This is a genomic window from Kribbella sp. CWNU-51 (assembly GCF_054073265.1).
On sequence record NZ_JBSXMZ010000031.1, the window covers coordinates 152,039 to 177,799 of the forward strand.

At 68.2% G+C, this 25,761-nt stretch carries 26 protein-coding genes; 12 read left to right on the forward strand and 14 right to left on the reverse strand.

Annotated elements, in window-relative coordinates:
- Positions 1-69 precede the first annotated feature (69 nt).
- Both ACXC9Q_RS29540 and ACXC9Q_RS29545 read right to left on the reverse strand, forming a co-directional pair.
- Complete coding sequence (locus ACXC9Q_RS29540) at positions 70-744, reverse strand: response regulator (RefSeq protein WP_457059892.1); 675 nt, start codon at positions 742-744, stop codon at positions 70-72.
- Positions 741-1,538, reverse strand: a complete 798-nt coding sequence (locus tag ACXC9Q_RS29545; RefSeq protein WP_457059893.1) for a sensor histidine kinase — start codon at positions 1,536-1,538, stop codon at positions 741-743. The genes ACXC9Q_RS29540 and ACXC9Q_RS29545 overlap by 4 nt, the downstream gene beginning before the upstream one ends.
- Positions 1,539-1,676: 138 nt before the next feature.
- On the opposite strand from ACXC9Q_RS29545, the gene ACXC9Q_RS29550 reads away from it, so the two are divergent.
- The 4 genes from ACXC9Q_RS29550 to ACXC9Q_RS29565 are packed head-to-tail and all read left to right on the forward strand — an operon-like array spanning position 1,677 to position 6,687.
- On the forward strand, positions 1,677-2,384 hold the full coding sequence (locus ACXC9Q_RS29550; RefSeq protein WP_457059894.1) for an ABC transporter ATP-binding protein: 708 nt from the start codon (positions 1,677-1,679) through the stop codon (positions 2,382-2,384).
- On the forward strand, positions 2,381-4,711 hold the full coding sequence (locus tag ACXC9Q_RS29555) for an FtsX-like permease family protein (protein WP_457059895.1): 2,331 nt from the start codon (positions 2,381-2,383) through the stop codon (positions 4,709-4,711). The genes ACXC9Q_RS29550 and ACXC9Q_RS29555 overlap by 4 nt, the downstream gene beginning before the upstream one ends.
- A gap of 30 nt (positions 4,712-4,741) precedes the next feature.
- On the forward strand, positions 4,742-5,491 hold the full coding sequence (locus tag ACXC9Q_RS29560) for a RibD family protein (RefSeq protein WP_457059896.1): 750 nt from the start codon (positions 4,742-4,744) through the stop codon (positions 5,489-5,491).
- A complete protein-coding gene (locus tag ACXC9Q_RS29565; RefSeq protein ID WP_457059897.1) occupies positions 5,491-6,687 on the forward strand; it encodes a nucleotidyltransferase domain-containing protein in 1,197 nt (398 codons plus the stop codon). Before ACXC9Q_RS29560 ends, ACXC9Q_RS29565 begins: the two co-directional genes overlap by 1 nt.
- A 129-nt stretch (positions 6,688-6,816) precedes the next feature.
- Here ACXC9Q_RS29565 and ACXC9Q_RS29570 read toward each other — a convergent pair whose 3' ends face one another.
- From ACXC9Q_RS29570 to ACXC9Q_RS29595, 6 genes are all read right to left on the reverse strand, one after another.
- Positions 6,817-7,629 (reverse strand): nitroreductase/quinone reductase family protein, encoded by an 813-nt coding sequence (locus tag ACXC9Q_RS29570; protein WP_457059929.1) that lies wholly within the window; start codon positions 7,627-7,629, stop codon positions 6,817-6,819.
- Positions 7,630-8,058: 429 nt separating this feature from the next.
- A complete protein-coding gene (locus tag ACXC9Q_RS29575; protein ID WP_457059898.1) occupies positions 8,059-8,937 on the reverse strand; it encodes a carbohydrate ABC transporter permease in 879 nt (292 codons plus the stop codon).
- 16 nt (positions 8,938-8,953) lie between these two features.
- Positions 8,954-9,892 carry a carbohydrate ABC transporter permease gene (locus ACXC9Q_RS29580; protein WP_457059899.1) on the reverse strand — a complete coding sequence of 313 codons (939 nt, stop codon included), beginning with the start codon at positions 9,890-9,892 and terminating at the stop codon, positions 8,954-8,956.
- On the reverse strand, positions 9,889-11,163 hold the full coding sequence (locus ACXC9Q_RS29585; RefSeq protein WP_457059900.1) for an extracellular solute-binding protein: 1,275 nt from the start codon (positions 11,161-11,163) through the stop codon (positions 9,889-9,891). Before ACXC9Q_RS29585 ends, ACXC9Q_RS29580 begins: the two co-directional genes overlap by 4 nt.
- Before the next feature lie 242 nt (positions 11,164-11,405).
- Positions 11,406-11,957, reverse strand: coding sequence for a hypothetical protein (locus tag ACXC9Q_RS29590; RefSeq protein ID WP_457059901.1), 552 nt, complete (start codon positions 11,955-11,957; stop codon positions 11,406-11,408).
- Positions 11,958-12,238: 281 nt separating this feature from the next.
- Entirely contained in the window at positions 12,239-13,318 is a 1,080-nt protein-coding gene (locus ACXC9Q_RS29595) for a substrate-binding domain-containing protein (protein WP_457059902.1), read from the reverse strand.
- Between the two features lie 77 nt (positions 13,319-13,395).
- Between ACXC9Q_RS29595 and ACXC9Q_RS29600 the strand changes: the two genes are divergently transcribed.
- The 4 genes from ACXC9Q_RS29600 to ACXC9Q_RS29615 all read left to right on the forward strand — a co-directional run bounded on the left by ACXC9Q_RS29600 (position 13,396) and on the right by ACXC9Q_RS29615 (position 18,883).
- Positions 13,396-14,031 carry a DUF624 domain-containing protein gene (locus tag ACXC9Q_RS29600; RefSeq protein WP_457059903.1) on the forward strand — a complete coding sequence of 212 codons (636 nt, stop codon included), beginning with the start codon at positions 13,396-13,398 and terminating at the stop codon, positions 14,029-14,031.
- A gap of 61 nt (positions 14,032-14,092) precedes the next feature.
- Entirely contained in the window at positions 14,093-15,574 is a 1,482-nt protein-coding gene (locus ACXC9Q_RS29605; protein ID WP_457059904.1) for a DHA2 family efflux MFS transporter permease subunit, read from the forward strand.
- A 176-nt stretch (positions 15,575-15,750) separates the two neighbouring features.
- The gene (locus tag ACXC9Q_RS29610; RefSeq protein ID WP_457059905.1) at positions 15,751-18,207 is read left to right on the forward strand and encodes a Tex family protein; all 2,457 of its coding nucleotides are present in this window, start codon (positions 15,751-15,753) and stop codon (positions 18,205-18,207) included.
- 118 nt (positions 18,208-18,325) lie between these two features.
- Complete coding sequence (locus ACXC9Q_RS29615; RefSeq protein ID WP_457059906.1) at positions 18,326-18,883, forward strand: dihydrofolate reductase family protein; 558 nt, start codon at positions 18,326-18,328, stop codon at positions 18,881-18,883.
- On the opposite strand, the gene ACXC9Q_RS29620 is transcribed toward ACXC9Q_RS29615, so the two are convergent.
- From ACXC9Q_RS29620 to ACXC9Q_RS29630, 3 genes are read right to left on the reverse strand one after another with little or no spacing between them, the layout of a single operon-like run.
- A complete protein-coding gene (locus ACXC9Q_RS29620; protein ID WP_457059907.1) occupies positions 18,865-19,068 on the reverse strand; it encodes a heavy-metal-associated domain-containing protein in 204 nt (67 codons plus the stop codon). The genes ACXC9Q_RS29615 and ACXC9Q_RS29620 overlap by 19 nt on opposite strands.
- The gene (locus ACXC9Q_RS29625) at positions 19,065-19,430 is read right to left on the reverse strand and encodes a nuclear transport factor 2 family protein (RefSeq protein WP_457059908.1); all 366 of its coding nucleotides are present in this window, start codon (positions 19,428-19,430) and stop codon (positions 19,065-19,067) included. The genes ACXC9Q_RS29620 and ACXC9Q_RS29625 overlap by 4 nt, the downstream gene beginning before the upstream one ends.
- The gene (locus tag ACXC9Q_RS29630; protein ID WP_457059909.1) at positions 19,430-19,846 is read right to left on the reverse strand and encodes a helix-turn-helix domain-containing protein; all 417 of its coding nucleotides are present in this window, start codon (positions 19,844-19,846) and stop codon (positions 19,430-19,432) included. The genes ACXC9Q_RS29625 and ACXC9Q_RS29630 overlap by 1 nt, the downstream gene beginning before the upstream one ends.
- Positions 19,847-19,913: 67 nt before the next feature.
- Between ACXC9Q_RS29630 and ACXC9Q_RS29635 the strand changes: the two genes are divergently transcribed.
- From ACXC9Q_RS29635 to ACXC9Q_RS29645, 3 genes are all read left to right on the forward strand, one after another.
- Positions 19,914-21,113, forward strand: a complete 1,200-nt coding sequence (locus tag ACXC9Q_RS29635; RefSeq protein WP_457059910.1) for an MFS transporter — start codon at positions 19,914-19,916, stop codon at positions 21,111-21,113.
- Between the two features lie 299 nt (positions 21,114-21,412).
- Positions 21,413-21,607, forward strand: coding sequence for a hypothetical protein (locus ACXC9Q_RS29640; protein WP_328525240.1), 195 nt, complete (start codon positions 21,413-21,415; stop codon positions 21,605-21,607).
- Entirely contained in the window at positions 21,604-21,918 is a 315-nt protein-coding gene (locus tag ACXC9Q_RS29645) for a hypothetical protein (RefSeq protein WP_329483531.1), read from the forward strand. Before ACXC9Q_RS29640 ends, ACXC9Q_RS29645 begins: the two co-directional genes overlap by 4 nt.
- 155 nt (positions 21,919-22,073) lie before the next feature.
- On the opposite strand, the gene ACXC9Q_RS29650 is transcribed toward ACXC9Q_RS29645, so the two are convergent.
- Positions 22,074-22,826, reverse strand: coding sequence for a hypothetical protein (locus ACXC9Q_RS29650; protein WP_457059911.1), 753 nt, complete (start codon positions 22,824-22,826; stop codon positions 22,074-22,076).
- Between the two features lie 430 nt (positions 22,827-23,256).
- Positions 23,257-24,045 (reverse strand): methyltransferase domain-containing protein, encoded by a 789-nt coding sequence (locus ACXC9Q_RS29655; RefSeq protein ID WP_457059912.1) that lies wholly within the window; start codon positions 24,043-24,045, stop codon positions 23,257-23,259.
- An 87-nt stretch (positions 24,046-24,132) separates the two neighbouring features.
- Here ACXC9Q_RS29655 and ACXC9Q_RS29660 point away from each other — a divergent pair, with 87 nt between their 5' ends.
- A complete protein-coding gene (locus ACXC9Q_RS29660; RefSeq protein ID WP_457059913.1) occupies positions 24,133-24,990 on the forward strand; it encodes an aminoglycoside phosphotransferase family protein in 858 nt (285 codons plus the stop codon).
- A 4-nt stretch (positions 24,991-24,994) separates the two neighbouring features.
- Here the strand turns inward: ACXC9Q_RS29660 and ACXC9Q_RS29665 are convergent, their stop codons facing one another.
- A complete protein-coding gene (locus ACXC9Q_RS29665; protein ID WP_457059914.1) occupies positions 24,995-25,744 on the reverse strand; it encodes a phytanoyl-CoA dioxygenase family protein in 750 nt (249 codons plus the stop codon).
- Positions 25,745-25,761 lie beyond the last annotated feature (17 nt).

Below are 25,761 nucleotides of genomic sequence, written 5' to 3' on the forward strand. Positions count from 1 at the left end.
CCCCTAGGTCCGCCCCGGGCGGGCGAGGTTTGCCGAATCTAGTTGATACGGCAGTCAATCAGCAATGGATCACGGCTGAGTGCGGTCGCCGGGGCGGACGAGGCCGGTTTCGTAGGCGAGGACGACGGCCTGGGCGCGGTCGCGGAGGCCGAGCTTCGCGAAGATCCGGGCGACGTGGGTCTTCACGGTCGCCTCGCTCAGCGTCAGTTCGTTGGCGAGCTCGGCGTTGGACAGTCCGTGGCCCATCAAGGTGAGGACCTCGACCTCCCGCGGCGTCAGCGCAGCGAGGTCGCGGTGGATCGCCGGCTGGGTCGGGGCCGGGATCGCGAACCGCTCCACCAGCCGCCGCGTGATCGACGGAGCCAGCAGCGCGTCGCCGGTGGTGACCAGCCGGACCGCTGCGGCGAGGTGCTCAGGGGTGACGTCCTTCAGCAGGAACCCGCTGGCTCCGGCGGCCAAAGCGGCGTACACGTAGCGATCCAGGTCGAACGTGGTGAGGATCAGGACCCGGCAGTCCGTGGGCTCGGCCAGGATGCGGCGGGTCGCCTCGAGGCCGTCCATCGTCGGCATCCGGATGTCCATCAGTACGACGTCCGGCCGCAGCCGGTGGACTGCATCGACGGCCTCGGCGCCGTCGCCGGCCTCACCGACGACCTCGATGCCACGCGCGTTCAGGATCATCCGGAACCCGGTCCGCACCAGGGCCTGGTCATCGGCGATCACCACTCGAAGGGCACTCGTCACAGGCGCTCCAGCGGGATCTTCGCGCGGACCCGGAACCCGCCACCCAATCGACGTCGCGCGTCGAGATCGCCGCCGTACACGGCCACCCGCTGCCGCAACCCCAGCAGTCCGTGCCCCTCGCCACCACCGACCGGTGCGCGTCCCCCGGTCAGCACGCTCGGCCCGGTGTTGAGGATCTCCACCCGCAACGCGTGGTCGGCGTACCGCACCGTCACCTCGGCCTTCACCCCGTCGCCATGCTTGAGCGCATTGGTCAGCGCCTCCTGGATGATCCGGTACGCCGTGACGTCTACCCCGGCCGGGAGTGGTCGAGGGTCCCCCGAGATGCGCACCTCCACCGGCAACCCGGCGAACGCGATCCGGTCGATCAACGGACTGAGCCGGCTCAGACTCGGCTGTGGGGCCAGCCGCTCGTCCTCTTCACCACTGGCCGACGGTGCGAGCAGGCCGAGCAGATGCCGCAGTTCGGCCATGGTGTCGCGGCCGGCCGCTTCGACCGCGAGTAATGCCGCCTCGGCATGATCGGGCTCGGTCTCCAGCACATGCCGGGCAGCGCCGGCCTGGATCACCATCACGCTGACGTTGTGGCTGACGATGTCGTGCAGGTCGTGAGCGATCCGGGCCCGCTCCGCGTCCACCGCGGTTTGTGCGGCACTCTCCCGTTCGCGCTCGAGCAACCACCCGCGTTCCTCCAAGGCGCGGGTGTACGCCCGCCGCGCCCGGAGAAGGGCCCCCGCGAGCGCCGCAGCGGCCAGGCAGGCCACCGCGGCGACGAGCAGCCAGATCGTGGTCACGAGAACCACTGTCCCAGGGGCGTTCCGGATTCCGCATCATCCGCAAGTGGCACGCCGTACATCTCCAGGATGAGCAGGCGCGGACAGTACGCCGGCAGGCTGACGTCAGACGGGTGCGGGCGGTCCTAGCCTGAACGCATGACGGATGACGAAGGCAACGGACAGATGGTCGTGCGGCTGACCGACGTACGCAAGGAGTACGGCGACTCCGTCGCACTGGACGGGGTGTCGCTGGAGATCCGCGCTGGCGAGGCGGTCGCCGTGATGGGACCGTCCGGCAGCGGCAAGTCCACGTTGCTCAGCATGGTGGCCGGGCTGGACCGGCCGACCTCGGGCTCCGTCGTGGTGCACGGCGACGACCTCGGCACGCTGGACGAGAAGGGCCTGGCGCTGTACCGGCGCCGGCGGATCGGCATGATCTTCCAGTTCTTCAACCTGCTCGACGACCTGTCCGCCCTCGACAACGTCGCACTGGCCGCGCAGCTGACCGGTACGTCGGCCTCGGCCGCCCGGAAGCGCGCCCTCGAACTCTTCGACGAACTCGGCATCGCGGACCGCCGGAACATCTACCCCGCCCAGCTGAGCGGCGGCGAACGGCAACGGGTCGCCGTCGCCCGGGCGCTGATGAACCGCCCCGCCGTACTGCTGGCCGACGAGCCGACTGGTGCTCTGGACACCCGCGCCGGTGAACAGGTCATGGACCTGCTGCTGGACCTCAACCAGATCGGTCAGACCCTGCTGCTGGTGACGCACGACCAGCAACTCGCGACGCGCTGCGCCAGCCGGGTGATCGAGTTCGTCGACGGGCAGATCGCGGGCGAGCGCAGCCTGGAGCGTACGTCGTGAGCGCCGTGTGGCCGGTGTCGCGAGCAGCGGTACGACGACGCCGGATCCAGACCGTGGTCATCGGAGTAGTCGTGCTGCTGTCCACCACGATGATCGTCGTGGCGCTGGGCCTGTTGGCGGCGTCGAGTGGTCCGTTCGACCAGGCGTACTCCAGGCAGAGCGGTGCGCACCTGGTGGCGTCGTACGACCGGAGCAAGGTCAGCGACACCCAGCTCACCGACGCGGCGCGGAGTGCCGCAGCCGTGGCCGGACCGTTCGGTCAGGCGACTCTCGACCTGAGTACGACGCAGTTGACGAAAGGCCTGCCGTCTCTGGTGACAGTGGGACGTGCGGACCCCGGTGGAGCGGTCGACCGCCTCAATGTGTGGAAGGGGCGTTGGGCGGACAAACCGGGCGAGATCGTGCTGAACCGGAACCCGACCGACTCCACCGGGCGCGGTACGGCGACGCTGGGGAACACTGTCACGGCGGGCGGTCAGGACCTGACCGTCGTCGGATTCGCCTATAGCGTGAGCGGTTCGGCCGATGCGTGGGTCACGCCGGAGCAGATGACGTCGTTCAAGCCGACGTCCACGCAGATGCTGTACCGCTTCGCGCAGGCAGCGACCAACACCCAGGTGTCTGCCGGTCAGTCGGCGGTGACTGCCGGACTGCCGTCCGGTGCGCTTCTGGGGACCCAGTCCTACCTTGCACTGCGAGCACTCGCGAGTGGCGAGCCGAACACATTCGTGCCGTTCCTGATGGTGTTCGGCTGGCTCGGGCTGGCGGTCGCCGTACTGATCGTGGCCAACGTGGTGAGTGGTGCCGTGGTGGCCGGCTTCAGGCACATCGGCGTACTCAAGGCGCTGGGTTTCACCCCGCTGCAGGTGATGACGGTCTATCTGGCGATGGTGTCCATCCCTGCAGTCATCGGCTGCGCTGTCGGCGTCGTACTGGGCAATGTGCTCGCAGAGTCCTTGTTGACAAGGGCTTTCGAGAACTATGGCGCGGGTGGTGTCGGCGTACCGATCTGGGTGGACGTGGCCGCGATGCTCGGCGTACCTGTGCTGGTGGCGCTGTCCGCACTGTTGCCTGCGTTGCGGGCGCGCAGTCTTTCGGCGGCCGAAGCGATCAGTGCGGGTAGCGCACCGCGGGCCGGGCGTGGGTTGCGGATGCAGCGGTGGCTGAGTGGTACCCGGTTACCGCGGTCGGTGAGCCTTGGGCTCGGTCTGCCGTTCGCCAGGCCGGCGCGTACGGCGTTGACGCTGGCGGCCGTCGTACTGGGTGTCACGAGCGTGACGCTGGCCGTCGGGCTCGGGAAGTCGCTGACCACCTACCAGACCGCTGCGAGTCGGGTCGGTGCTGTCGACGTGGCGATGTTCGCCGGTGATGCGCAGGGCGGTCCAGTGCCTCCGGGTGAGGAGCCGCCGCCCGCCGCCAAGCTGAGTGACGCCGCGGACGAGGCGTTGCTGCGCTCGACTGCCGGCACTTCGTCGGTGACTGCGAGCGCGGAGCTGCCGATGCGGTTGGCCGGAACGAAGACGGATCTGCGGGTGTCGTTCTACCGCGGTGACTTCACGCAGCTCGGCTATCGGATGCTCGACGGGCAGTGGTTCGACGGTCCGGGGCAGGTGGTGGTGTCCGAGCGGTTCCTGCGCCAGCGTGGGCTGGCGGTTGGGGACACGATGACTCTGCAGGGGCAGGGGAAGAGCGTCCAGGTGCGGATCGTCGGGAAGGCGCTCTACAACTCGGGTGACGAGGTGCTGTCGAATTGGCAGACATTGGCACTGGTGTCTCCCAAGCTGCGTGCCAACCTGTACGAGATCAACGTCAAGCCGGGCACGGATCTGGACGCCTACGTCACGGCCGTTCAGGCAGGAGACCCTGGGTTGCAGGAGACTTCCGGTCAGGACGCGGGCACCTTCGTCGCGATCGTGCTGGCGACTGTCGTACTACTCACTCTGATGCTGGGAACCGTCGCGGCACTCGGTGTCTTCAACACGGTCGTCCTCAACACCCGGGAACGGCGCCGCGACCTCGGCATGCTCAAGTCGATCGGTATGACTCCCGGTCAGGTCACGGTGATGGTCGTGACCTCGATGGCCGCACTGGGCGCGCTCGGCGGTCTCCTGGGCATTCCGCTCGGCATCCTCGCCCACCGCCTCGTCGTTCCCGCGATGGCGAACGGCGCTCAGGTAGCGATCCCGGCCTTCATGCTCAACGTCTATCCGCTCTACCTGCTCGCTCTCCTGGTTCTCGCCGGCATCCTCATCTCGACCGCCGGCGCCTACATCCCGGCCCGGTCCGCCGCTCACACCACCATCGCGGAGGTTCTCCACAACGAGTGACTGTCGGTTCCCGCTGATAGGAAGACCGGCATGACTGATCGGGCGCGGGTGGTGGTGTCGGTGACGGCGTCGGTGGATGGCCGCGTGACGCTCGGGCGGGACCGGCTGCTGCTGTCCGAGGAGGCTGGGTCGATCTGGCGATCGATCTGGCCCACGGGCGCGGATGCCGCCGCGGCCGCGCGTACGGCGCTCTTGGAGGAGCTGTACGCGCCGACGGCGATCCTCGAGGGCAGCGGCACCTTCGTCACCCCGGACGTCGGTCCGCTCGACCTTCCGCCGACGGATGCCGACGGGTTGTACGAGGACTACCTGCCCGCAGTGCCTCCGAACCACAAGAAGTGGTTCACGGTCGTCGACAGCCGAGGCCGTGTGCACTGGGACATGAAGGGCGGCGAAGGGACCGATCTCCTGCTCCTCGTCGCCCGCGCGACACCCGCGTCGCACCTGTCCTATCTACGCCGGGAGACCGTCCCGTACCTGGTCGCAGGCGAAGACCGAGTCGACCTTTCCCTTGCACTCCAGCGGATGCGGGACGTCCTCGGCGTCACCTGCGTCATCTCCGAAGCCGGCGGCGGCCTGAACGGCGCCCTCCTCCGAGCCGACCTGATCGACGAACTCCACCTCGTCCTTCTCCCCACCGCCATCGGCGGCGCGTCGGTCCCATCCATCTTCGACGGCCCCGAACTCCTCCCCGACACCCTCCCCACCGCCCTGCACCTCCTCTCCACCAACACCACCCCCGACGGCGTCCTGTCCCTCCGCTACGAGGTCATCCGATGATGCCCGCGGAGCGTGTACTCGAGCTCTTGGACCTCCTGGTCGATCGGGGCATTGATGTCTGGGTCGACGGTGGCTGGGGGGTCGACGCCCTGGCCGGCCGGCAGACGCGAGACCACGGCGACCTGGACCTTGGAGTGGTTCGACCCCAGCTCGACACGGCGATAGAGGTGCTGGGAGCGACCGGCTACGCGATGACAGACGCCCGGTTCGTCGAGGTGACTGTGCAGCTCACTCACGCGGAAGGGCAGCGAGTAGACCTACATCCGAGTACGCCGATGCCCGGCGGCGGCACCGAGCAGACCGACTTCGACGGCAACACCTTCCACATCCCACCGCCGGAGATCGGGCGGATCGCCGGTCGCGAAGTGCGCTGCCTGCCGTTGAGTGCGCAGTTCCACACCCACCAGGGCTACGACCTACGCCCGCAAGATCACCACGACCTCGCATTACTCAATCAAGTGGTGTGGGAGCGGGCCTCAGAGAAGCACGTTCGGGAGTACGACGAACTGCTGGAGGAGGCGCGGGGGGATGGGCTGCTGGAGCGGCGGGAGGTGGAGTTGCTCGGGCCGGTGCTCGCGACTGGGCCGGTCGTGGTGCATTTTCAGAGTGGGCATGGGCTGGATGACGTTGGGCTGGTGAAGGCGGGGGCCCGGCTCGTGGTGGGGGTGGACTACAGCTCAGTGGCGATCGGTGCGGCTCAGCGGCGGGCTGACGAGCTCGGGGTGAGTTGCCGGTACGCCGTCGCCGAGGTGCCCGGCGTACCTGTGCGAGACGGGTGCGCGGATCTCGTGTACACGGGCAAAGGCGCGTTGATCTGGATGCGTGACCTCGCCGCGTGGGCTCGGGACGTGGCACGGGTACTGCGGCCAGGTGGACACCTGTTCGTGTACGAGGCGCACCCGGCCGTCCCGCTGTGGACGTGGGACGAGGACGAGCCGCGGATCCGGCCGGACCGCAGCTACTTCGCCGAGTCACACGTCAACGACACCTTCCCGGGCAACGGCGCCCGCGAATGGCAGTGGAACCTCGGCCAGATCGTCACCGCGATCACCACCGCCGGCCTGCACGTGCAAGTCCTTGAGGAGTACGCCGAACCCTTCTGGCGACCCCAGGACGGCACCACCGCGGCCGCGTGGTCCGGCCGGCTCCCCAACTCCTTCGCCCTACTGGCCCGCCGCCCGACCGCGGATCACTAAGCCAGAGCAGCCTCGAACCGAGCGCGTGCGACCGACCAGGCGCCCTGCGACAGCGCAACCCGGCCGGCCGCGACGGCCTCGTCGTACATGAGGACCTCCTACCCCGGCAGCCGACGCCGGCACAAGAGCTCAGAGGAAGGGCAGCAGCGTGGCCTCCTCGCGATCCAGGTGGGCGTTGAGGAGGGTGACGATGCGGTCGACCTCGGGCAGGAGATCCGGCTCGGCTCCGGCGACCAGCTTCTCCAGCTCGGTCAGGTGTACGGCGATTTGGTCGTGTTCGGACTCGAGTACGGCGATCTCGTCCGATAGCTCAGGGTGTTGTTCGAGCACGGCCGGGAAAAGGCCGCCGGATTCGCCGGTGTGGTGATAGTGCAGGCCTTGGCACACCGTGAGGCAGTTGACGCGGAGCTGCGCGCCCAGGCCCGCGATGCCGGATGTCGCGACTTCCTTGCGGATCAAAGCGAGTTCCCGGCGGAACGCGGTGTGGATGAGCCTGAGGGCGTCGGCGAAGGAGCCGCGACCGCCGGTGGGTGGGCCTGGCTGTGGGAGGAGGGCGACGACCGGGATGATCCGGGTGGTGCGGGTCTGGTAGTCGCCCCAACCCGAGTCCGCCTCGACGAGTCGGGCGAAGACCTCATCGCGCTCGGCGTCCCGCAGTACGACCGCTGTGGCTGGGTAGGTGAAGAGGCCGGTCTCCACGATGACCGCCGGATCGGCGATCAGGTTGTGGTACCAATCGGGGTGCTTGGGGCCACCGGCGGCCGAGCCGACGACGAGGACCCGCTCACCGTCCGGGTAGTACCCGAGGACCGTGGTGTGCGGCCGGCCTGAGCGAGCGCCGGTGGTTGTTAACAGCAACAATCTGGCGTCCGTGAACGGGCCGCCGACCTGGCCATCGTTCGCCCGGAATTCCTTGATGATCTGTTCGGTGAAATCGTTCAGTGGTCGCTTCTCTCGTGAGCTCGGGGTGGAAACCTTGCCGACAGAGAGAAACGAAGGCGGGCCCCGAACGGCCCTCCCGGCGCTCAGAACGCGCCCGGGCACCCAACTCGTGCATGGCCCATGGCCGACCCGGCAGTCACGCGAGCCAGCTTAGCGACCCACTGAGTGAGATGCCTACCGAGGGTTGCTTGCCAGGTGCCTGTTGTAGCTGGGGCGGGCGAATTTGGCAAGGTGTTGGTGAAATCATTTCGGGAAGGCGCGAAAAAACCTCAGGAATGCTGTAACGGCGGCCACACTGAGACGATAAACGGGTGAGCGACCCGGCAGGGGGGCCTAGCGGGACGCTCCGGTGTTTCTTCGGGACCACCGCATGTGGAGGGGGGCCTCGCAGGTGCTCACCCGGGGCGGGGTGAGCACCTGTTCGAGGTTTCAGCCCTTGATGCCCACGTTCGCCATTCCCTCGACGAACCGCTTCTGGGCGAACACGAACAGCACGATCATCGGCAGCGTCGCGAGCGCCGTACCGGCCATCAGATACGGCCACTGGATCTCGGCCGGGTTCTGCGAGAAGATCGCCAGCCCCAGTTGCAGCGGGCGCATCGTGTCCGACGTGGTGATCATCAGCGGCCAGAGGAAGCCGTTCCAGGCCGCCTCGATCTGGAACACGCAGATGGTGATCAGCGCCGGCTTGATCAGCGGGGTCATGATCCGCCAGAAGATGCCGAACTCGCTGAGCCCGTCCACCCGGGCCGCCTGGGCCAGCTCGTCCGGCAGGGAGACGTAGAACTGCCGGGCCAGGAAGGTGAACAGCGGCGCCGCGCCGAGCGGAATGATCAGGCCCCACCACGAGTTCAGCCAGCCGATACCGCCGTGGCCGAGGATGTTGTTGCCGCCGAACAGCGGGATCGACTTCACGATCATGAACAGCGGCACCAGGATGATCTGGAACGGCAGCAGCAACAGCAGGATGAAGTAGTTCAGCAACATCTTGCCCCCGCGCAACGGCAGCTTCGCCAGCGCGTAGCCGGCCGTCGTACAGACCGCGAGGGTGAATGCGGTCTCGCCGACCGCGATGAACAGGCTGTTGCGGAAGTACCGCAGGAACGGCGCGGTCTGCATCGCCTCGGTGAAGTTGCGCCAGCGCAGCTCTTTGGGCAGCCAGCTGAACGTGGCGATCTCCAGATTGTTCTTGAACGCGGTCAGCAGCATCCAGACGAATGGCGTGATCATCAGGATCGCGCCGACCAGCAGCACGACGTACAGCAGGATCCGGCCGGGCCGGAACGCCGACGGCTTGCGGGAATCCACTGCCGGCAACGTAACGCTAGTCATTGGCATCCGCCCTCTGGATCAGGCGCCCGGCGCTGATGAACGCCGCGATCACGAGCATCATGATCACGGTCTCGGCGGACGCGTAGCCGAGTTTCAGGTCCTGGAACGCGTTCTGATAGATGTCCATCACCAGCACCCGGGTCTCCGAACCCGGACCGCCCTGCGTCATCACGTAGACCAGGTCGAACACCTGGAACGTGCCGACGATCGAGGTGATCAGCACGAAGAACTGCACCGGACCGATCGCCGGCCAGGTCACGTTGGCGAACTTCTGCCAGCGGTTGGCGCCGTCCAGCTCGGCCGACTCGAGCAGGTCGCGGGAGACGCCCTGCAGCGCGGCCAGGTAGATGATCACCTTGGTCCCGAGGCCCTGCCAGATGCCGACCACCATCAGTGACGGCAGCGCGGTCGCCGGGTCGGCCAGCCAGCGGTTCGGCGCGAACCCGAACAAACTGAGGAACCCGTTCGCCAGCCCGGAGCCGGGGTTGTAGATCCACAGCCAGATCGTGGCCACCGCGACCGTCGCGGTCACGGTCGGGATGTAGAACGCGGTCCGGAAGAACCCGAGTCCCTTGATCTTCTGGTTGAGCCCGATCGCCACCGCGAGCGAGATCGCCATCGAGATCGGGATCACCACGATCGCGTACAGGACCGTGTGCCACAGCGACGCCTGGAAATCGACGTCGCGGAACAGCTCGGAGTAGTTGCCGAAACCGACCCAGGACCAGGTGTCACCGAAGCTGTAGTCGGTCAGACTCAGCACCAGTACGGCGACCACCGGGATGACGATGAAGATGCCGGAGTGGAGCAGGGCCGGGGTCAGGAGGGCCCAGCCGGTCCGGACCTGACTGCGGAGCAGCGTGCCGCTGTCCTTGGCCGGAGCTACCTTGCGCGGGGTGTCCAGTGCTGGACGTTCAAGTGTTGTGCTCATCGGGACTGTCCTGCCAGGTCGGCCAGCGCCTTGGCGGGATCCTTCTGTCCGAGGACCGCCTGGGTGAGCTGGATGTCGAAGTTGCCGCGCATCTCGAGCCAGTTGGACGGCACCTCGTTCTCGTTGACGGCGTACTGCAGGCCGTCGGCGACGAACTGGCTCAACGGGTTCGATTTCGCCTGCGGTGAGTTGCTCGCGTCCGGGTACGCCGGGATCTTCTTGTTCAGCTTGGCGATCGCGTCCAGCGTGTTCTTCTGGGTCAGGGTCTGGATGAAGGTCCAGGCCGCGTCCTTGTGCCGCGCGCGTGACCCGATCGACGCCAGGTCGCCACCGACGTACTCGATCTCCTTGCCGCTGTTGAAGCGGAAGAACTTCAGGTCGTCGCAGTTCTTCTGGCCGATGCCCTTGTCCGAGCAGTCGACGCCGCCGTTGACGATCCCCATCGCGGCCTCACCGGTGAGCACGAGGGGTTGCTGGGCGGCGTTCGCCTGGCCGTACGGCTGGACGTTATTGATCATCGACTTGATCCACAACAAGGTGTCCAGGCCCGCCTTGTTGTTGAAGTTCGGTTCGCCGCCCACGTAGAGCGGCGTACCGGTGGAGGCCAGGAAGGTGGTGAACGACTGCCGGAAGCCGGTGGCCGACGCGAGGTCGAAGCCGCTGCGGGTGATGTTCCCGTTCTTGTCCCGCTTGGTCAGCTTCTCGGCCGCGGTCTTGATGTCGGCCAGCGAGGTCGGCGGCTTGTCCGGGTCCAGGCCGGCTTCACGGAACGCACTCTTGCGCAACGCGACCGCGCGGGTGTCGGCGATCAACGGAAAGGCGTACAGCTTGTTGTCGTACGTCGCCGCCGGGATCAGCGCCCCGAGGCTCTTCTGTTTGATCACGTCCGGGGTCACGCCGTACGTGCCGAGATCCTCGAAGATCCGCTTCGACGCGAACGGCTGGATCCAGCCGACGCCGGTGACCATCACGTCGTACGGGATGCCGGCCGCGATCGAGGTGGACAGCTTCTCGTTCAGGTTCTTGTACGTCGCGAAGTCCGGCTCGACCTTCATCTTCGGATGAGTCCGGTGGAAATCGTCGACGACCTTCTGGAACTCCTCCCGGCCCTTGGTACTGGGCGGGAAGGACGGGAGCAGCACGCGCAGCGTCCCGGTGGCCTCGGCCGGCGGAACCCCGTCCGTACTCTTGTCGATCACCCCGTTGCCACAACTGCTGACCACAACGCTGAGCGCTGCGGCCAGCAAGGTCAGTCCCACACCACGTCTCACAGGGGAACTCCTTCGCTGCCGAACCTGTTTCGGCCGGGTCCGGCGGACCGGACCACCACCCAAGTGCAGCGAAAGTATGGGAAAGGGCTTTCCTCGTCAAGGCCTCAGAGCTCGAATGATCAAATCCGATCACTCCCGGAACTAGATCGATCAAAGTTCCGTCCAGAGGGCCCGTCAGCGGCCTGCCGGGAGTGCGCTCACCAGCAGGGATACGGGCTCGTTCTCGTCGTCCGGATCTGCGGTCAGCGGTCCAGGGTCGGGCTCTGCCGCTCCTGCCCCGAGGTTGTAGGCGCTCGACGAGAGCCATGCTGGTCAGCCGACAACCGAGTCGTCGAGCTCAGTGGCTTCGAGCCAGTCAACCCCGCCCGCGCCACAGCTGCCTGACCCGGCGCCTGCTGACTCCTCTGGGTCTGCACCTGCTGATCCGGCGCCGGCATGCTCCACTCGTTCCTGAGATCCCGGACGACGCCGTACGCCGCCTTCGCCGTATGCGCGCCGACGAGACTGGATTCACGACGCCGTTCGGCGGAATCCGTGGCGGTGATGTTCTCGACCTTGGCGAACTCGGGTCCGATCGCGGCCTGGATCCGACGTACTGCCTCGGCGCGCTGCTCGGACGGCATCAGCCCGGGCAAATCGCTGCCGTCATAAATCATCTCGGCGGCGGCGCGGAACTTCTGGTCCGCCGTCACGACCGCCATCCGACGTACGACCTCATCGCTGCCGAGCCCGCTGTTCCGGCCGATCGTGTCGGCGAGGGTCTTCGCGGCGGGCAGGTACTTCTTGTACGCCACGGCCGCGTTCGCGTCCTTGATCCCCGGTGCGATCTCCTCGAGACCCAGATCGTCGATGTAGGTGTTCAGGTGCTGCTGGCTGTATAGCTCGGTGAAGCCTTCTTCGACTTGCTTGACGCGGGTCTTCGATGGTGGCGGCGAGGTCTTTCAGGCGGGTGACCGCGGCCGGTAGCCAGTCCGGGAGTGTTTCGGCGTCGAGGACGTCGAAGACCGGGTCGTACTCGGTCCGGAACTGGTCGTAGTCCATGTCCTGCCCTTCGTCCTGGAAGCGACCTTCGAATTTACCTGGCCGAGCGGCCAACGGCGGCCGGTTCGAGTGCGCCGCAGGAGGTTCGGATGTTGAGGTGGGGCAGGAGGCTGAGGTGCTGGACGGGTCCGGGTTTGGACTGGAGTTTGCGCAGCAGGAGCTCGCAGGCCGTCTCGCCGAGGGCGTACTTGGGCGGGCAGACCGCCGTCAGCGGTACGACGGCCAGGGCGGCGGTCACGTCGTTGTAGGCGATCACGGCGAGGTCGTCCGGAACGCGCAGACCGCGCTCCATCGCGCGCTCGACCAGGCGGGCGCCGTGCTCGTCGGAGTGCACGAGCACGGCTCGGCTCCCGAACGTCTCACACTCGGCCAGGAACGCGTCCAGCTGCGCGAGCGCCGCCGGATCGTCACCGGCGGCCGGCAGATCCACCGGCGACAGGAACACCTCGACCCCGAGCGCCGCCGCGGCCGTCTCGATGCCGCGCCGCAGCCAGTACGCCGTCACCGTCGCCTGCAGGTTGATCGCGATCCGGCGGTGCCCGAGCGCCGCGAAGTGCCGCAGCGCCAGCATCGCGCCGTACGCGTGATCGGTGCGGACGTGGTCGTACTCGCGCGCCACCTGCGGGAACCCGAACGCCCGCTCCATCAGCACCACCGGTACGTCGATCTCGTCCAGTAGGGCGTCGAGCCTGTCGGCGTCCCCGTCGCCGAGCGCGGTGCTGATCAGCAGCCCGGCCACGCCGATCCCGAGCACCTTGTCGATCCGCTCCCGCTCCATCACCACGTCGTACCCGGACACCCCGAGCACCAGGCGGGCGCCGTACCGGCCGGCCGTCGCCTCGGCGCCGCGGATCACGTCGGAGTAGTACGTCGCCGCACTCGGTACGACGATCCCGATGGTGAGCCGGCTGCCCTGCGCCTGCTGGTCGGCCGGGCTCGCCCCGATCGCGCCGCCGTGCACCCGGCGGAGCAGGCCGCTCGCGTCCAGTTCGGCCAGGTCCCGGCGTACTGTGATCGCGGAGACGCCGAGCTCGGCGACCAGTTCGGCCACCCGGAGCCGGCCGTGCCGGCGCAGGCTCCGCAGGATCAGCTCGTGGCGCTCCGGTGCAAGCATGCGGTCCCCTGTGATCTCGGGTGATTGTTTGTGATCATACGATCAACCAGCGCCCACGCGGAACGAGGAGGCAATCGGTGGCTGTTCCCCCACGTGACGGCAGCGTCGGCCGAACGAACACCGTGATGGCGAAGCTGTCGACGATCGGCGACCTGCTGATGCTGCAGCTCGTCTTCCTGGTGCTCGGCTTCGGGATCATCACGCTGTTCCCGGCGGCGTTCGCGCTGCAGCGGGTGCTGCCGGACGCGATCAGCCAAGACCGGCCGCGGTTGCTTCGGCACTACTTCAAGGAGTTCGGCTGGGCGATGCGCCGGTTCTGGCTGACCGGTTTCGGGCTGTACGCCGGCGGCGTACTGCTCGCGTTCGGGATCTCGTTCTGGGCGTACTCCGGTGGTGCGGCGCGGGTCTTCGCGCTCGCGATCCTGATCCCGCTGACCGGGATGATCCTCGGCCTCTACCTCAGCGGCCTGGCCGTCCTCCCGGACGCGCCCGAGACCGCGACCATGAAGACGGTCTTCCGGTCCGCGAACCTGTTCCTGCTCCGCCGCCCGATCCCGGTCGCCGGCGGGGTCGTCGTACTGCTCACCTGGTTCGCGCTCGCGTCGCAGGTCCCGACGCTGCTGGTGGTCGGATCCGGGCTGGTGCCGGGACTGACGGCGTACTGGCTGTCGCGGGTGCGCCGGGAAAAAAGTTCTGAGGACGTGTCAATCTGAGGGCTCCTGGTTCGACGTAAGGGTGTAAGGCCCAAACGACGAACTTCAAGGAGACATAGACATGTACGCGACGACCGACTCCCTGGCGAGTTCGCCGGCCGCGCAGGGCGGCCGCTCGCGCTGGCTGGCCCTTTACACACTGTGTGCGGGCATGTTGATGATCGTGCTCGACGTCACCGTGGTGAACGTGGCCCTGCCGGCCATCCAGGACGATCTCGGCTTCACCAGCTCCTCGCTGGCCTGGGTGGTGAACGCCTACCTGATCGCGTTCGGCGGCCTGCTCCTGCTGGCCGGTCGCCTCGGTGACCTGCTCGGCCGGCGGAACATCTTCGTGGCCGGACTGATCGTCTTCACCGCCGCCTCGGTGCTGTGCGGGCTGGCCGGGTCCCAGGAGGTGCTCGTGATCGCCCGGTTCATCCAGGGCGTCGGCGGTGCGCTGACCTCCGCGGTGATCCTCGGCATGATCGTGACGCTGTTCCCGGAACCGCGGGAGCAGGCCAAGGCGATCGGCATGTACGCCTTCGTGGCGTCGGCCGGCGGCTCGATCGGTCTGCTCGCCGGTGGTGTTCTGACCCAGGCGATCAGCTGGCACTGGATCTTCTTCGTCAACCTGCCGATCGGCGTGCTGACGACCGTACTGGCCGTCAGGCTGATCGAGAAGGACAAGGGCCTCGGACTGGGCCGCGGCACCGACATACCGGGTGCGGTGCTGATCACCGCGGCGCTGATGGTCGGCGTGTTCACCATCGTCAAGCCCGCCGCCGAGCTCGGTTGGACCGCCCCGCGGACTGTGGTGTTCGGTGTCGTGACGCTGGTTCTCCTGGCGGGCTTCATCGTCCGTGAGGCGACCGCCGCCAACCCGCTGGTCCCGCTGCGGATCTTCCGTTCCCGGACGCTGACCGGTGCGAACCTGATCCAGGCGCTGTCCGCGTCCGGCATGTTCGGCATCTTCTTCCTCGGCTCGCTGTACCTGCAGCGAGTGCTCGGGTACGACGCTCTCGAGATCGGACTGGCGTTCCTGCCGACCACTGTGGTGATGGGGCTGCTGTCGGTGAGGTACTCCGAGAAGCTGGTGATGCGGTTCGGCCCGCGCCGCCCGCTGATCGCCGGACTGTCGCTGATCGTGGTCGGATTGGCTCTGTTCACGCAGGCTCCGGTCGGTGGCAACTACTTCGTCCACGTGCTCCCGGTGCTGGTCCTGCTGGGTCTCGGCGGCGGCATCTGCTTCCCGGCGCTGATGGGCCTGTCGATGGCCGACGTCAAGCCCGAGGACGCGGGCCTCGCCTCCGGCCTGATCGGCACCATGGGCGAGGTCGGCGCCGCCCTCGGCCTGGCCATCCTGGCAACGCTGTCCGCCACCCGCACCGCTGCGGTCGCCGACACCAAGCCCGCCCTGGAAGCCCTGACCGACGGCTACCACCTCTCCTTCGCGGTAGCCGCCCTCATCGTCGCCGCCGCGGTAGCCATCGCCGTGACGGTCATGCGCCCAGCCAAGCAGCCGGCCGACTCCACCAACGAGGACCCCATCCTCGAAGCCGCCTGACCCACCCCACAACGAACTCCCCGAGACCACCCCGGTCCCGGGGAGTTCGTCGTACGGAGGGAGTTGTCCACAGAGTTGGGGGATGGGGTTTCGGGGTGGGGGGTGGGATGGGGAAGGATATGGCTCACGCGGGTGCGGGTGCCGTGGGTTTGTTGTCGGTAGAGGGGAATCGGACAGTGGTGGTGCAGTCGGTCGAGCAGCGGATCGCCGAAGAGCTGGAGGTCGGTGAGAATCAGGTCCGGGCAGCGGTCGCGCTGCTGGACGAGGGATCGACGGTCCCGTTCATCGCGCGGTACCGCAAAGAGGTCACCGGGATGCTCGACGACGCGCAACTGCGTACGCTCGAGGAACGCCTGCGCTACCTGCGCGAGCTGGAGGAGCGCCGCCAGACGGTGCTCGAGTCGATCGAGAGTCAGGGCAAGCTCGACGACGCGCTGAAGGCCTCGATCCTCGCCGCGGACACCAAGTCGCGGCTGGAGGACATCTACCTTCCGTTCAAGCCCAAACGCCGGACCAAGGCGATGATCGCCCGGGAGAACGGCCTGGAGCCACTCGCCGACGGGTTGATGGCCGACCCGGACGTGGAGCCGATCGCGGCCGCCGCGGTGTTCGTCAACGCGGAGGTCCCGGACCCACAGGCCGCGCTGGACGGCGCGCGGGCGATCCTGGTCGAGCGGTTCGCCGAGGACGCCGACCTGATCGGTGAGTTGCGCGAGCGGCTGTGGACGCAGGGCCGGCTGGCGTCGGCGGTGCGTGAGGGGAAGGAGACCGACGGCGCGAAGTTCTCGGACTACTTCGACTTCGACGAGCCGTTCACCAAGATGCCGTCGCACCGGATCCTCGCCATGTTCCGCGGCGAGAAGGAGGACGTGCTGACGCTGACCGTCGAGCCGCTCCCGGCCGGGGTCGAGGCCGACGGACCGACGGAGTACGAGTCGACCATCGCCCGCAAGGTCGGCGTGGAGAACCAGGGCCGTCCCGCCGACAAGTGGCTGGTCGAGACGGTCCGCTGGGCCTGGCGGACGAAGATCCTGGTGCACCTCGGCATCGACCTGCGGATGCGGTTGCGGCAGGTCGCCGAGGACGAGGCGATCCGGGTGTTCGCGGCCAACCTGCGCGACCTGCTGCTGGCCGCCCCGGCCGGCACCCGCGCGACGATGGGCCTCGACCCGGGCTTCCGGACCGGCGTGAAGGTCGCCGTGGTGGACGCGACCGGCAAGGTGGTCAACACCGGCGTCATCTACCCACACGTCCCGCAGAACCAGTGGGACAAGTCGATCGCCACCCTGGCCGCGCTGGCCGCCGCGCACAACGTCGAGCTGATTGCCATCGGCAACGGTACGGCGTCGCGCGAGACCGATAAGCTGGCCGCGGAGCTGATCGCCAAGCACCCGGAGCTGAAGCTCACCAAGGCGGTCGTGTCGGAGGCCGGCGCGTCGGTGTACTCGGCGTCCGCGTTCGCCTCCCAGGAGCTGCCCGGGATGGACGTGTCGCTGCGCGGCGCGGTCTCGATCGCGCGCCGGCTGCAGGACCCGCTGGCCGAGCTGGTCAAGATCGACCCGAAGTCGATCGGCGTCGGGCAGTACCAGCACGACCTCCCGGAGAACTCACTGTCCCGCTCCCTCGACGCGGTGGTCGAGGACTGTGTGAACGCGGTCGGCGTCGACCTCAACACCGCGTCCGCCCCGCTGCTCACCCGGGTCTCCGGGATCACTCCGGGCCTGGCCGACAACATCGTCCTGCACCGCGATGAGAACGGTCCGTTCACGTCCCGCACCGCATTGAAGGACGTCGCGCGGCTCGGCCCGAAGGCGTTCGAGCAGGCGGCCGGCTTCCTCCGGATCCCCGAGGGCGACGACCCGCTCGACGCGTCCAGCGTGCACCCCGAGGCCTACCCCGTCGTACGGCGGATCCTCGATGCGACCGGTCAGGACGTGAAGGCGCTGATCGGGTCGGCCGAGCTGAAGCGGCTGAAGGCGGCGGACTTCGTCGACGACATGTTCGGTCTGCCGACCGTGACGGACATCCTGGCCGAGTTGGAGAAGCCCGGGCGGGACCCGCGGCCGGCGTTCAAGACGGCGGTGTTCGTCGAGGGCGTCGACAAGATCGCCGACCTGAAGCCGGGGATGCGGCTGGAGGGTCAGGTCACCAACGTGGCCGCGTTCGGCGCGTTCATCGACATCGGCGTCCACCAGGACGGGCTCGCGCACGTGTCCGCGCTGTCGAAGAACTTCGTCAAGGACCCGCGCGAGGTGGTCAAGCCCGGCGACATCGTCACCGTGAAGGTGCTCGAGGTCGACATCCCGCGCAAGCGCATCTCGCTCACCCTGCGCCTCGACGACGAGGTCGGCGGCGGCGCCCGTACGCCGGGTGGCCAAGGCAACCGTGGTGCCGGCGGCCAGGGCGGCCGCGGTGCGGGTGGCCAAGGCCGTGGTCCCGGCGGTCAGGGTCGTGGTTCCGGCGGTCAGGGTCGTGGGCCGGGCGGCCAAGGTGGTCAGGGTGGCCAAGGCGGCCGCGGTGGGAACCGTGGACCTGGCGGCGGCCAAGGTCGCGGTGGCGCCCAGCCCGAAACCCCGATGGACGAAACCTCCCTGGCCGACGCCTTCCGCAAGGCCGGCTTCACCGTCCGCTGACCCGGCTACGCCACAAGCCCGCCCCAAGCCCTTCGGGGCGGGCTTGTGCGCTTCCGATGTCGAGACGACGCGGCCGACTCCGACGTATCCCGGTGAAGCCACCGAGGAGGACACCCTGATGCGCGATCTGATCGTCACCCAGAACATCACTGTCGACGGCGTGATCGAGGCGGGCGAGTGGTTCGGCCCGGCCGACGGCGGCCCGGACGTACTCGAAGCGGTGCGCGAGCAGTCAGCCCGAGCGGACGCGTTCCTGACCGGCCGCCAGACCTTCGAGGACATGCGCGAGTTCTGGCCGAAGCAGACGGACGACACCACCGGCATCACGGCGTACCTCAACCAGGTCCACAAGTACGTCGTGAGCACGACGCTGCAGGAACCGGGCTGGGAGCCGACCACAGTGCTCCGCGGACTGGACGACGTACGCAAACTGAAGGAGTCTGCCGGCCGCGACATCGTGTGCACCGGAAGCATCCGGCTGGCGCAGGAGCTGATCGCGGCCGACCTGGTGGATGAGTACCGGCTGTTCGTCTATCCGACGGTGCTCGGGAGCGGACGGCGGCTATTCGTCGACGGCACACCCCACAAGCTGCGACTCACCACGAGCCGCGCGTTCGCCGGCGGGGTCGTCCTGCTGACCTACCGGGTGACAGCTGATCAGTCGGCGACCTCGTAGCCGGCCGCTTCGATCGCCGTACGGATCGCGGCCGGCTCGAGCTCGCGGTCGCTCACCACCGTGACCATCGACGTGGCCAGATCCACGGCCACGGACTCGACTCCCGGCACGGCCTCGAGCTCATCGGTCACGAACCGCACGCAATGCCCACAGCTCATTCCCGCCACCCGGACAGTCGTCGTCACACGCTCACATCCCGCGTCGCCTGCGTCGTACGACGGATCCGACCGTCCGGCGCGAGTTCGCCGAACAGGTACACCTCGGTCGAGATCGTCCGGCCCCGGCGCATCTCCGCGTGGACGGTGAACCGCGCCGCCAGCCGATCGCCGGTGCGCATCGCCTCGTGCACGTCGTACGAACAGGCCACCAGGTTCTTCCGGATCGGCCGCAGGTGGTCGATCAGCCGCCGCCGATCCAGCGTGACCCCATCGGCGATCTGCTCGACATCGGGCGTGTAGTACCGGTCCACGACCTCCGCCACATCGCCGCCGGCCACGACCTCCCGGGTGATCGCCGAGAACGGGCAGCGGGTCGTCCGGGGTTGCATCAGGCCAGCAGCAGGAGGTCGAGCAGCCGGTTCAGGTCCGCATCCGACAACGGACGATCGAGTACGGCGGTGAGCCCGTCGACGGCCCGGATCACATCGGCCCGGACCGCGGATCGGGAACGCGACTGAGCCACCGCCAAAACCCTGATGACCTGGCCGGATCGATCGGAGCCGCTCAACAAGTCAGCCGAGGCCTGTGACGCCTGCGACGTGTCAGGTGGCTCGTCGGCGATGCCAACCTCGAGCCGGGTCCCCAGCGCGGTGGCGAGCCGGTCGAGCGCGGCCACGGTCGGATTGCCGCGCCCGTTCTCCAGGTTGGCGATGTAGGGCACGGACAGTCCCGCGTCGACGGCGACCGACGCGATGGTCCGCCCCGCCGCCTTGCGCCGCTCACGGAGGAGCTCACCCAGTTCCACGATCGTCAGTCTATTCTCACAGAACACTCTTGCCAAGATCTATCTCGTCAAGATAGCTTCCCAGGCCGTGAAGACACTCCGGAACCGCGACTTCCGTCGCCTGTGGATCAGCGGCGGGATCTCCGGCATCGGCTCGTGGCTGCTGGTGGTCGCGATCCCGTTCCACGTGTTCGCGCTGACCGGATCCACGGTCGCGACCGGCCTCACGCTCGCCCTGGAGGCGCTGCCGGCACTGCTGCTCGGACCGTGGGCCGGCGTACTGCTGGATCGCTGGGACCTGAGCCGGGCGATGTGGATCGCGGATCTGGTCAGCGCCGCCGCGGTGGCGCTGATCCTGTTCGCCGACGCGGACCGGATCTGGCTGATCTATCTGGCGATCCTCGCCGAGAACATCGCCACCATGGTGTTCCGGCCGGCGGCCCGCGCCCTACTCCCGGCAGTCGTTGGCACCGGCAACGAACTCGCCGCTGCGAACGCCCTGAACGCCTTGACCAGCAGCACGATCCGGCTCGCCGCACCGCCGCTCGGCGCACTGCTGTTGGCCGGTCCGGGCATCGAGTTCGTGCTGGCCGTCGACATCGCCAGCTATTTGTTGTCAGCGGCAATCATCGCGACCGTCCGGACCCACAGGCACCCATCCGGCCGAGAGGCCTCACGACCCCTCGAAGGATTCCGGTACGTCGTCCGGCACCGCGCACTCCGCGGAGTCCTCATCGGCCAGACGATCTTCCTCACCGCCAACGCCGGCCTCACCGCACTCCTCGTCCCCTTCGCCGTCGACCGGCTGCACGCACCCGGCTACGTCGTCGGCTACCTGATCTCCGGCCTCGGCGCCGGCTACCTGATCGGCGCCGCCCTGAGCACGAGGGCTGCCACCTGGCTGGGGACTCGCGACCTGCTCGCCGTCACCCAGTTCGCGACGGCCGCGGCCTTCTTCGCCCTCTTCAACGCCCCGAGCATCCCGTGGGCAGTCGTCGCCGCCGGCCTGATCGGCCTCCCCGGCAGCATCCTCCTGATCACCGCCGAGACCACGATCCAACGGACCGCGCCGGCGGCCATGCTCGGTCGCGTCGGCGCGCTCTTCTTCGCCGCCGACTCCCTCGCTCTCCTGATCGGCGCCCTCATCGCCCCGGCCATGACGCTCGTCCTGGGCCTGCCCTTGACCCTCAACCTGCTGGCGGCCTTCGCCGTACTCGCGGCACCCTTGACGCTGGCCGTCGTACCGGGTCATCCGGCGGCTTTCACCAGAATTTCTACCGGTGCGTGAGCAACCGGGTGCGAACGGTTAGCAGGACGTCATATATTCTGCGCCGGCCGAAAAGGCACGGTCGCCGAATCGTTATTGGCAAATTACTGCAAACGTTCTTGACAGCGGTTTCCCGGGGTCTGCCGGGCCGCTCCGAGAGGGCTCTGACCAGCGGATTCGAATGATTCCCTACTCTGCGTTAGGGCTCTGTAAAGGTCCCTTCGGAAGTGTTCCGGAGGGACGTGCCGGTGAGGTGTTCTTTATCTCAGCACCGGACAAAGCCGTCCGGGGCGCCGACCGACACTGCTGAAGGACCGCTGATGACCGAGACGCTCGAAATCCCTGCCGCGCACCGTCGGGTGCGGGTCTGGTTCGGCGCTCACCCGATCGCGGACCACACCGCCACAGCGGACCAGGCAGCGCAGTACGAGGAGGCCATGCGGCGGCGGTTCGCCTCCCTCCGGGTGACGAGCGAGCCGGTGCTGGCGGAGAGCACCGCGGAGCCGGGACGATGACCACCCGGCCGACGCTGCTCGGGTATGTACGGGCCGACGCGCTGAGCTGCGCGGAGGAGCTGGCCGCGGCGACGGATTCGCTCGCCGCGTTCGCCAGCGCGGAGGGTTTCACCCTCGGCACCGTGTACACCGAGCGCGACGCGGCCGAGTCCGCCGCCTTCCACGCACTGCTCGAGGAAGTGAAGCGGTCCGACGTCCGTGCGGTCGTCGTACCGACGATGAACCACCTCGGCACGGTCGGCACCCCGGCAGCGATGCAGCAACACCTCGAGTTCCACCAGGCGCAGGTCTGGGCGGTCGACTCGAGATAACTCCACACAGGCAAGCGGAGCTGACGTCTTGACCCCTGCATCGGCGTCGGTTCCGCTCTCCACCTCCACAGCTGCACCGGGGATGCCCGGGCGGTAGTGGACTATCAAGGCCCCACCGGCTGCTACCGGTGGGGCCTTGTCGTCGGTACGGCGGTTCAGGCGACGATCGTGTAGCCGTAGCGCTTCATCACCGTGGCGACCGCGGCGTTGAAGCTGCCGGTGTCCTCGAGCTTGAAGTGCACCTGCACCTTGCGGATCACCCGCTGGAAGTGCAGGTGCCACGGCACACCGGCCGGCGGCACGGTCTCGGCCTTGCTGATCGCGCCGACCTTCGGATGCGCCGCCCAGGCGATCACCCGGGCCCGGTCCGCGCCCCACACCCCGGTCATCGCGTCGTGCGTCCGCGCGTACGCCATCGCGGCCAGCGAGATGGTCGAGTCCGGCACCGGCTGCTTGGGCGTGTGCGCCTTCAGGTACAGCTCCCAGGTCATCCCGTAGAACCCGGGCGGCCCGTCGTCCTTGCCCCGGTTGGCCAAGCCGTTGCGTTTGCGGTGGTACTCCGCGACCTGGGTCGCCGCGCCCCGGGACAGATCCTTGTCCCCGACCGCGATCGCGTGCACGTGATACGGCCAGTTGCCCTGCGCCGGCGTACGCAGCCAGGCCGCGAACCCGACCGCGCGCATCGCCTTCACGACGGCGACCCGCTGCGCGACACTCTTCGTCCGTACGTCGATGTCGATCGCTCCGCCACCGTCGTGGGTGCCGGCCGACGCCTCCACACCACCCTTGTCGTACGACCCCTGCAGGATCGCGAACTTCGACTTGTAGAGCTTCTCCGCGGCCTCGACCATCGCCGCGGTCCGCTTGTTCAGCGCCCAGCCCCGCCAGACGATCCTTGCCTCAGGCATCTGCTTCACCGCTGACCGGGCCGAGGATCAGGTCCGCGTCCTCCGCGGCCCCGAGCGCCTCCAGCTCGTCCAGGTCGGCCTCGGCCAGTTCGTCGTCGAACACATCCGGCATCGTGTTTCCTCCCCCTGACGTCCGCGTACCTCCCCCGGCACGCGAAATCGCCGTCCAGCGTAGGCGGGACCCAGGTCACAGGTCGAGGCACATCCGGGCGGAAGGTTTGAGGAACGTGAAGATTTCCGCTCGGTCCGCGTGCCGGGGGGTGTGAGCCGCGCGCGGTTGGGGTACCTCTAGGTGGTCCCGCGGTTCGGTCAGTGCCATTCGGGCATGGGTGGTGTTCACCGAGCCGCGAGTTCTCCCACTGAGGGGCGGGAGAACGACCGGCGCCCGGCGGGCGCATCTATCCCAGGATGCGCTCGCCGAGCTCGGCACTCACAACGCCGACGCGACGAACAGATACCGGTTGAGGCTGAAGAAGTAGCCGGCCCCGAGTCCGCGCAGATCGTCGGCCCAGGCGCGCGCCTCGTCCGCCGTGACGCCGCCATGGCCAGGCACGAACCCGGAGACGATGTCGATCAGGCTGGCGCTGAACGCCCGATTGTCGTACCCGGTGTTGAGGAGCGGCACCACCTGCTGGTGGGTGAGCATGAAACCGGACTTGGCCAGTGCGTCGGCCAGCGTCCGGGGCAGATGCGGATCGGCCAGATGGTCCTCGAACGCGGTCAGGACCCGCGCCATCCGCGCGTCGTCACTCGACCGCCACACCACCGAGGCCCAGTCGGTGTCCAGCAGTACGACGCGACCCGCCGGCCGCAGCACCCGGCGGACCTCGTCCAAGGCGCCCGCCACGTCGTCGACGTACTCGAAGACCTGGGTGGACACGACTACATCGAAGCTCTCGGCCGGATACGGGATGCGCATCACCGATGCCACCTCCAACTCGATCCCGGGCCCGGCGCGGGTCCTCGCGATCGCCAGCATGCTGTCGCTGATGTCGATCCCGCAGATCCGCCCGGTCTGCCCCACCTCTCCAGCCATCTCCACCGCGAGCAATCCCGGCCCGACGCCGACGTCCAGCACCCGATCCCCCGGTCGCAACGCCAGCGCCACCCGCACGATCCGCCGCTGCTCGACCACATCCGCCGTCGTGTACATCGCCTCGGTCTGCCGAGACACTTCCGGATCGAACTGCAACCCGCCCATCCCACCCTCTCCGCCCATGCCCACATCATGGTCCGCCATCCCGCCGTCTGGGAGGCCTCGGTAATTCGGGCGCGTCGCCAGTACTGTCGCGGCTAACTTGTTCGGGTGATCGAACTGCCTGAGGAGTTCCTGCGGATGCCGCGGTGGTGGACAGAGGGCGCGGACTGGCTGGGTGGGCTGACCCGGGCTGTCGAGGAGCAGTGTGCGCGGTGGGGGTTGGAGATCACCGGGCCGGTGGCGCACGGATCGAACGCGATCGTGGTGCCGGTCGTGCGGGCTGGTGATGACTTGGTACTACGCATGTCGCCGCCCGGCCGCGAGGTCGAGGAGCAGGCCCGGGCGCTGCGGTGGTGGGACGGGCGCGGCATGGTCCGGCTGTACGACGCCGACGTCGAAGCCGGTGCGATGTTGCTGGAGCGGCTGACAACGCCGCTGACGAGTCGGCCGGTCGACGAGGCGGTCGCCGTACTGGGGCACCTGATGCGGCGGTTCGCGGTGCCGGCTCCGGATGATGTGCCGTCGACCGCTGCGATCGTGGCCCGGCGCTCGGCCGAGTTGGAGCGGCAGTGGGAGCAGTTGGGTCAGCCGTTCGACGTCAGTGTGCTGCGCGAGGCGTTGCGCGTCGCCCCGGACCTGGCCGAGACCACGTCAGATCTCGCGGTGAACGGCGACTTCCACTCCGATCAGGTACTCGCGGGCTCCCGGGAGCCGTGGTTGACGGTCGATCCGGTGTTGTACCGCGGCGACATCGCCTTCGACCTCGGCCGCGTGCTGTGGACGCGCCTCGACGAGATGGCCGAGATCGTGCCGCACTTCGACACGGCCGTGGGCGCCGCCGGTCTGGACCGGGACCGCGCGCGGGACTGGGTCGTCTGGCGGACGGTCGACTACTGGCTCTGGGGCTTGTCGGTCGGCCTCACCGAGGACCCGGTGCGGTGCGCCCGGCTGGTCGCCGCCTTCTGACCGCTCAGGCCGACTTCCAGATGAAGCGGCTGCGCATCATCCGTGGGGTGTCGCTCGCGTTGGGCGCGATGGAGTGCAGGATCCACGGATGGGTCACGTAGACGTCACCCGCGCGACCGGTGAGCTCGACCACGCGGACCGGCAGGCCGTCGAGATCGGCCTCGACCATCGGATCGACCGGCCGCTCGCCGGCCGAGGTCAGGCTGCGGAACCACGGATCGGACCGCAGCACCTGGTCGCGGATCGCGGTGAACTCGCGCTCGTCCGTCGTACTCAGGTAGCGAGCGATGACCCGCGGCGATCCGGCCACCTGCGGAGTCCCGCCGCCGCCAGGCTCGAGGTCGTCCAGCAGAGCCCAGGTCTTCACGGCCGCCAATTCGTCCGCCGGCTGGTCGAACCCGACATCGGTGTGCCACTGGCGATGCGGCACCGCCCAGCCTTCGCCCGTCGGCATGGTGACCAGCACCTGCCCCTGATGCGGCGGCTGCTTCCACTCGCCAAGGAGGTCGTCGAGCACCGACCGCAGCCGAGGGCCGAGGATCGCGTTCGCGACCGGGTGCCGCTTGGTGGTCTTCAGTCCGGTCGGCCGCAGCGTCGTCCAGGTCGAGCGGTCGTCCCGATCCATCCCGTGCCGGTTCTTCAGTTCGGACCACAGCACGTCCCGCATCCGCGCGGCTTCGTCGGCCGAGAACGCGGCCGGGACCTTGACGATCCCGTCGCGCTCGAAGGTTTCCAGATCCTGGGCGCTGAGCACCCACCCATGCTGCGCCG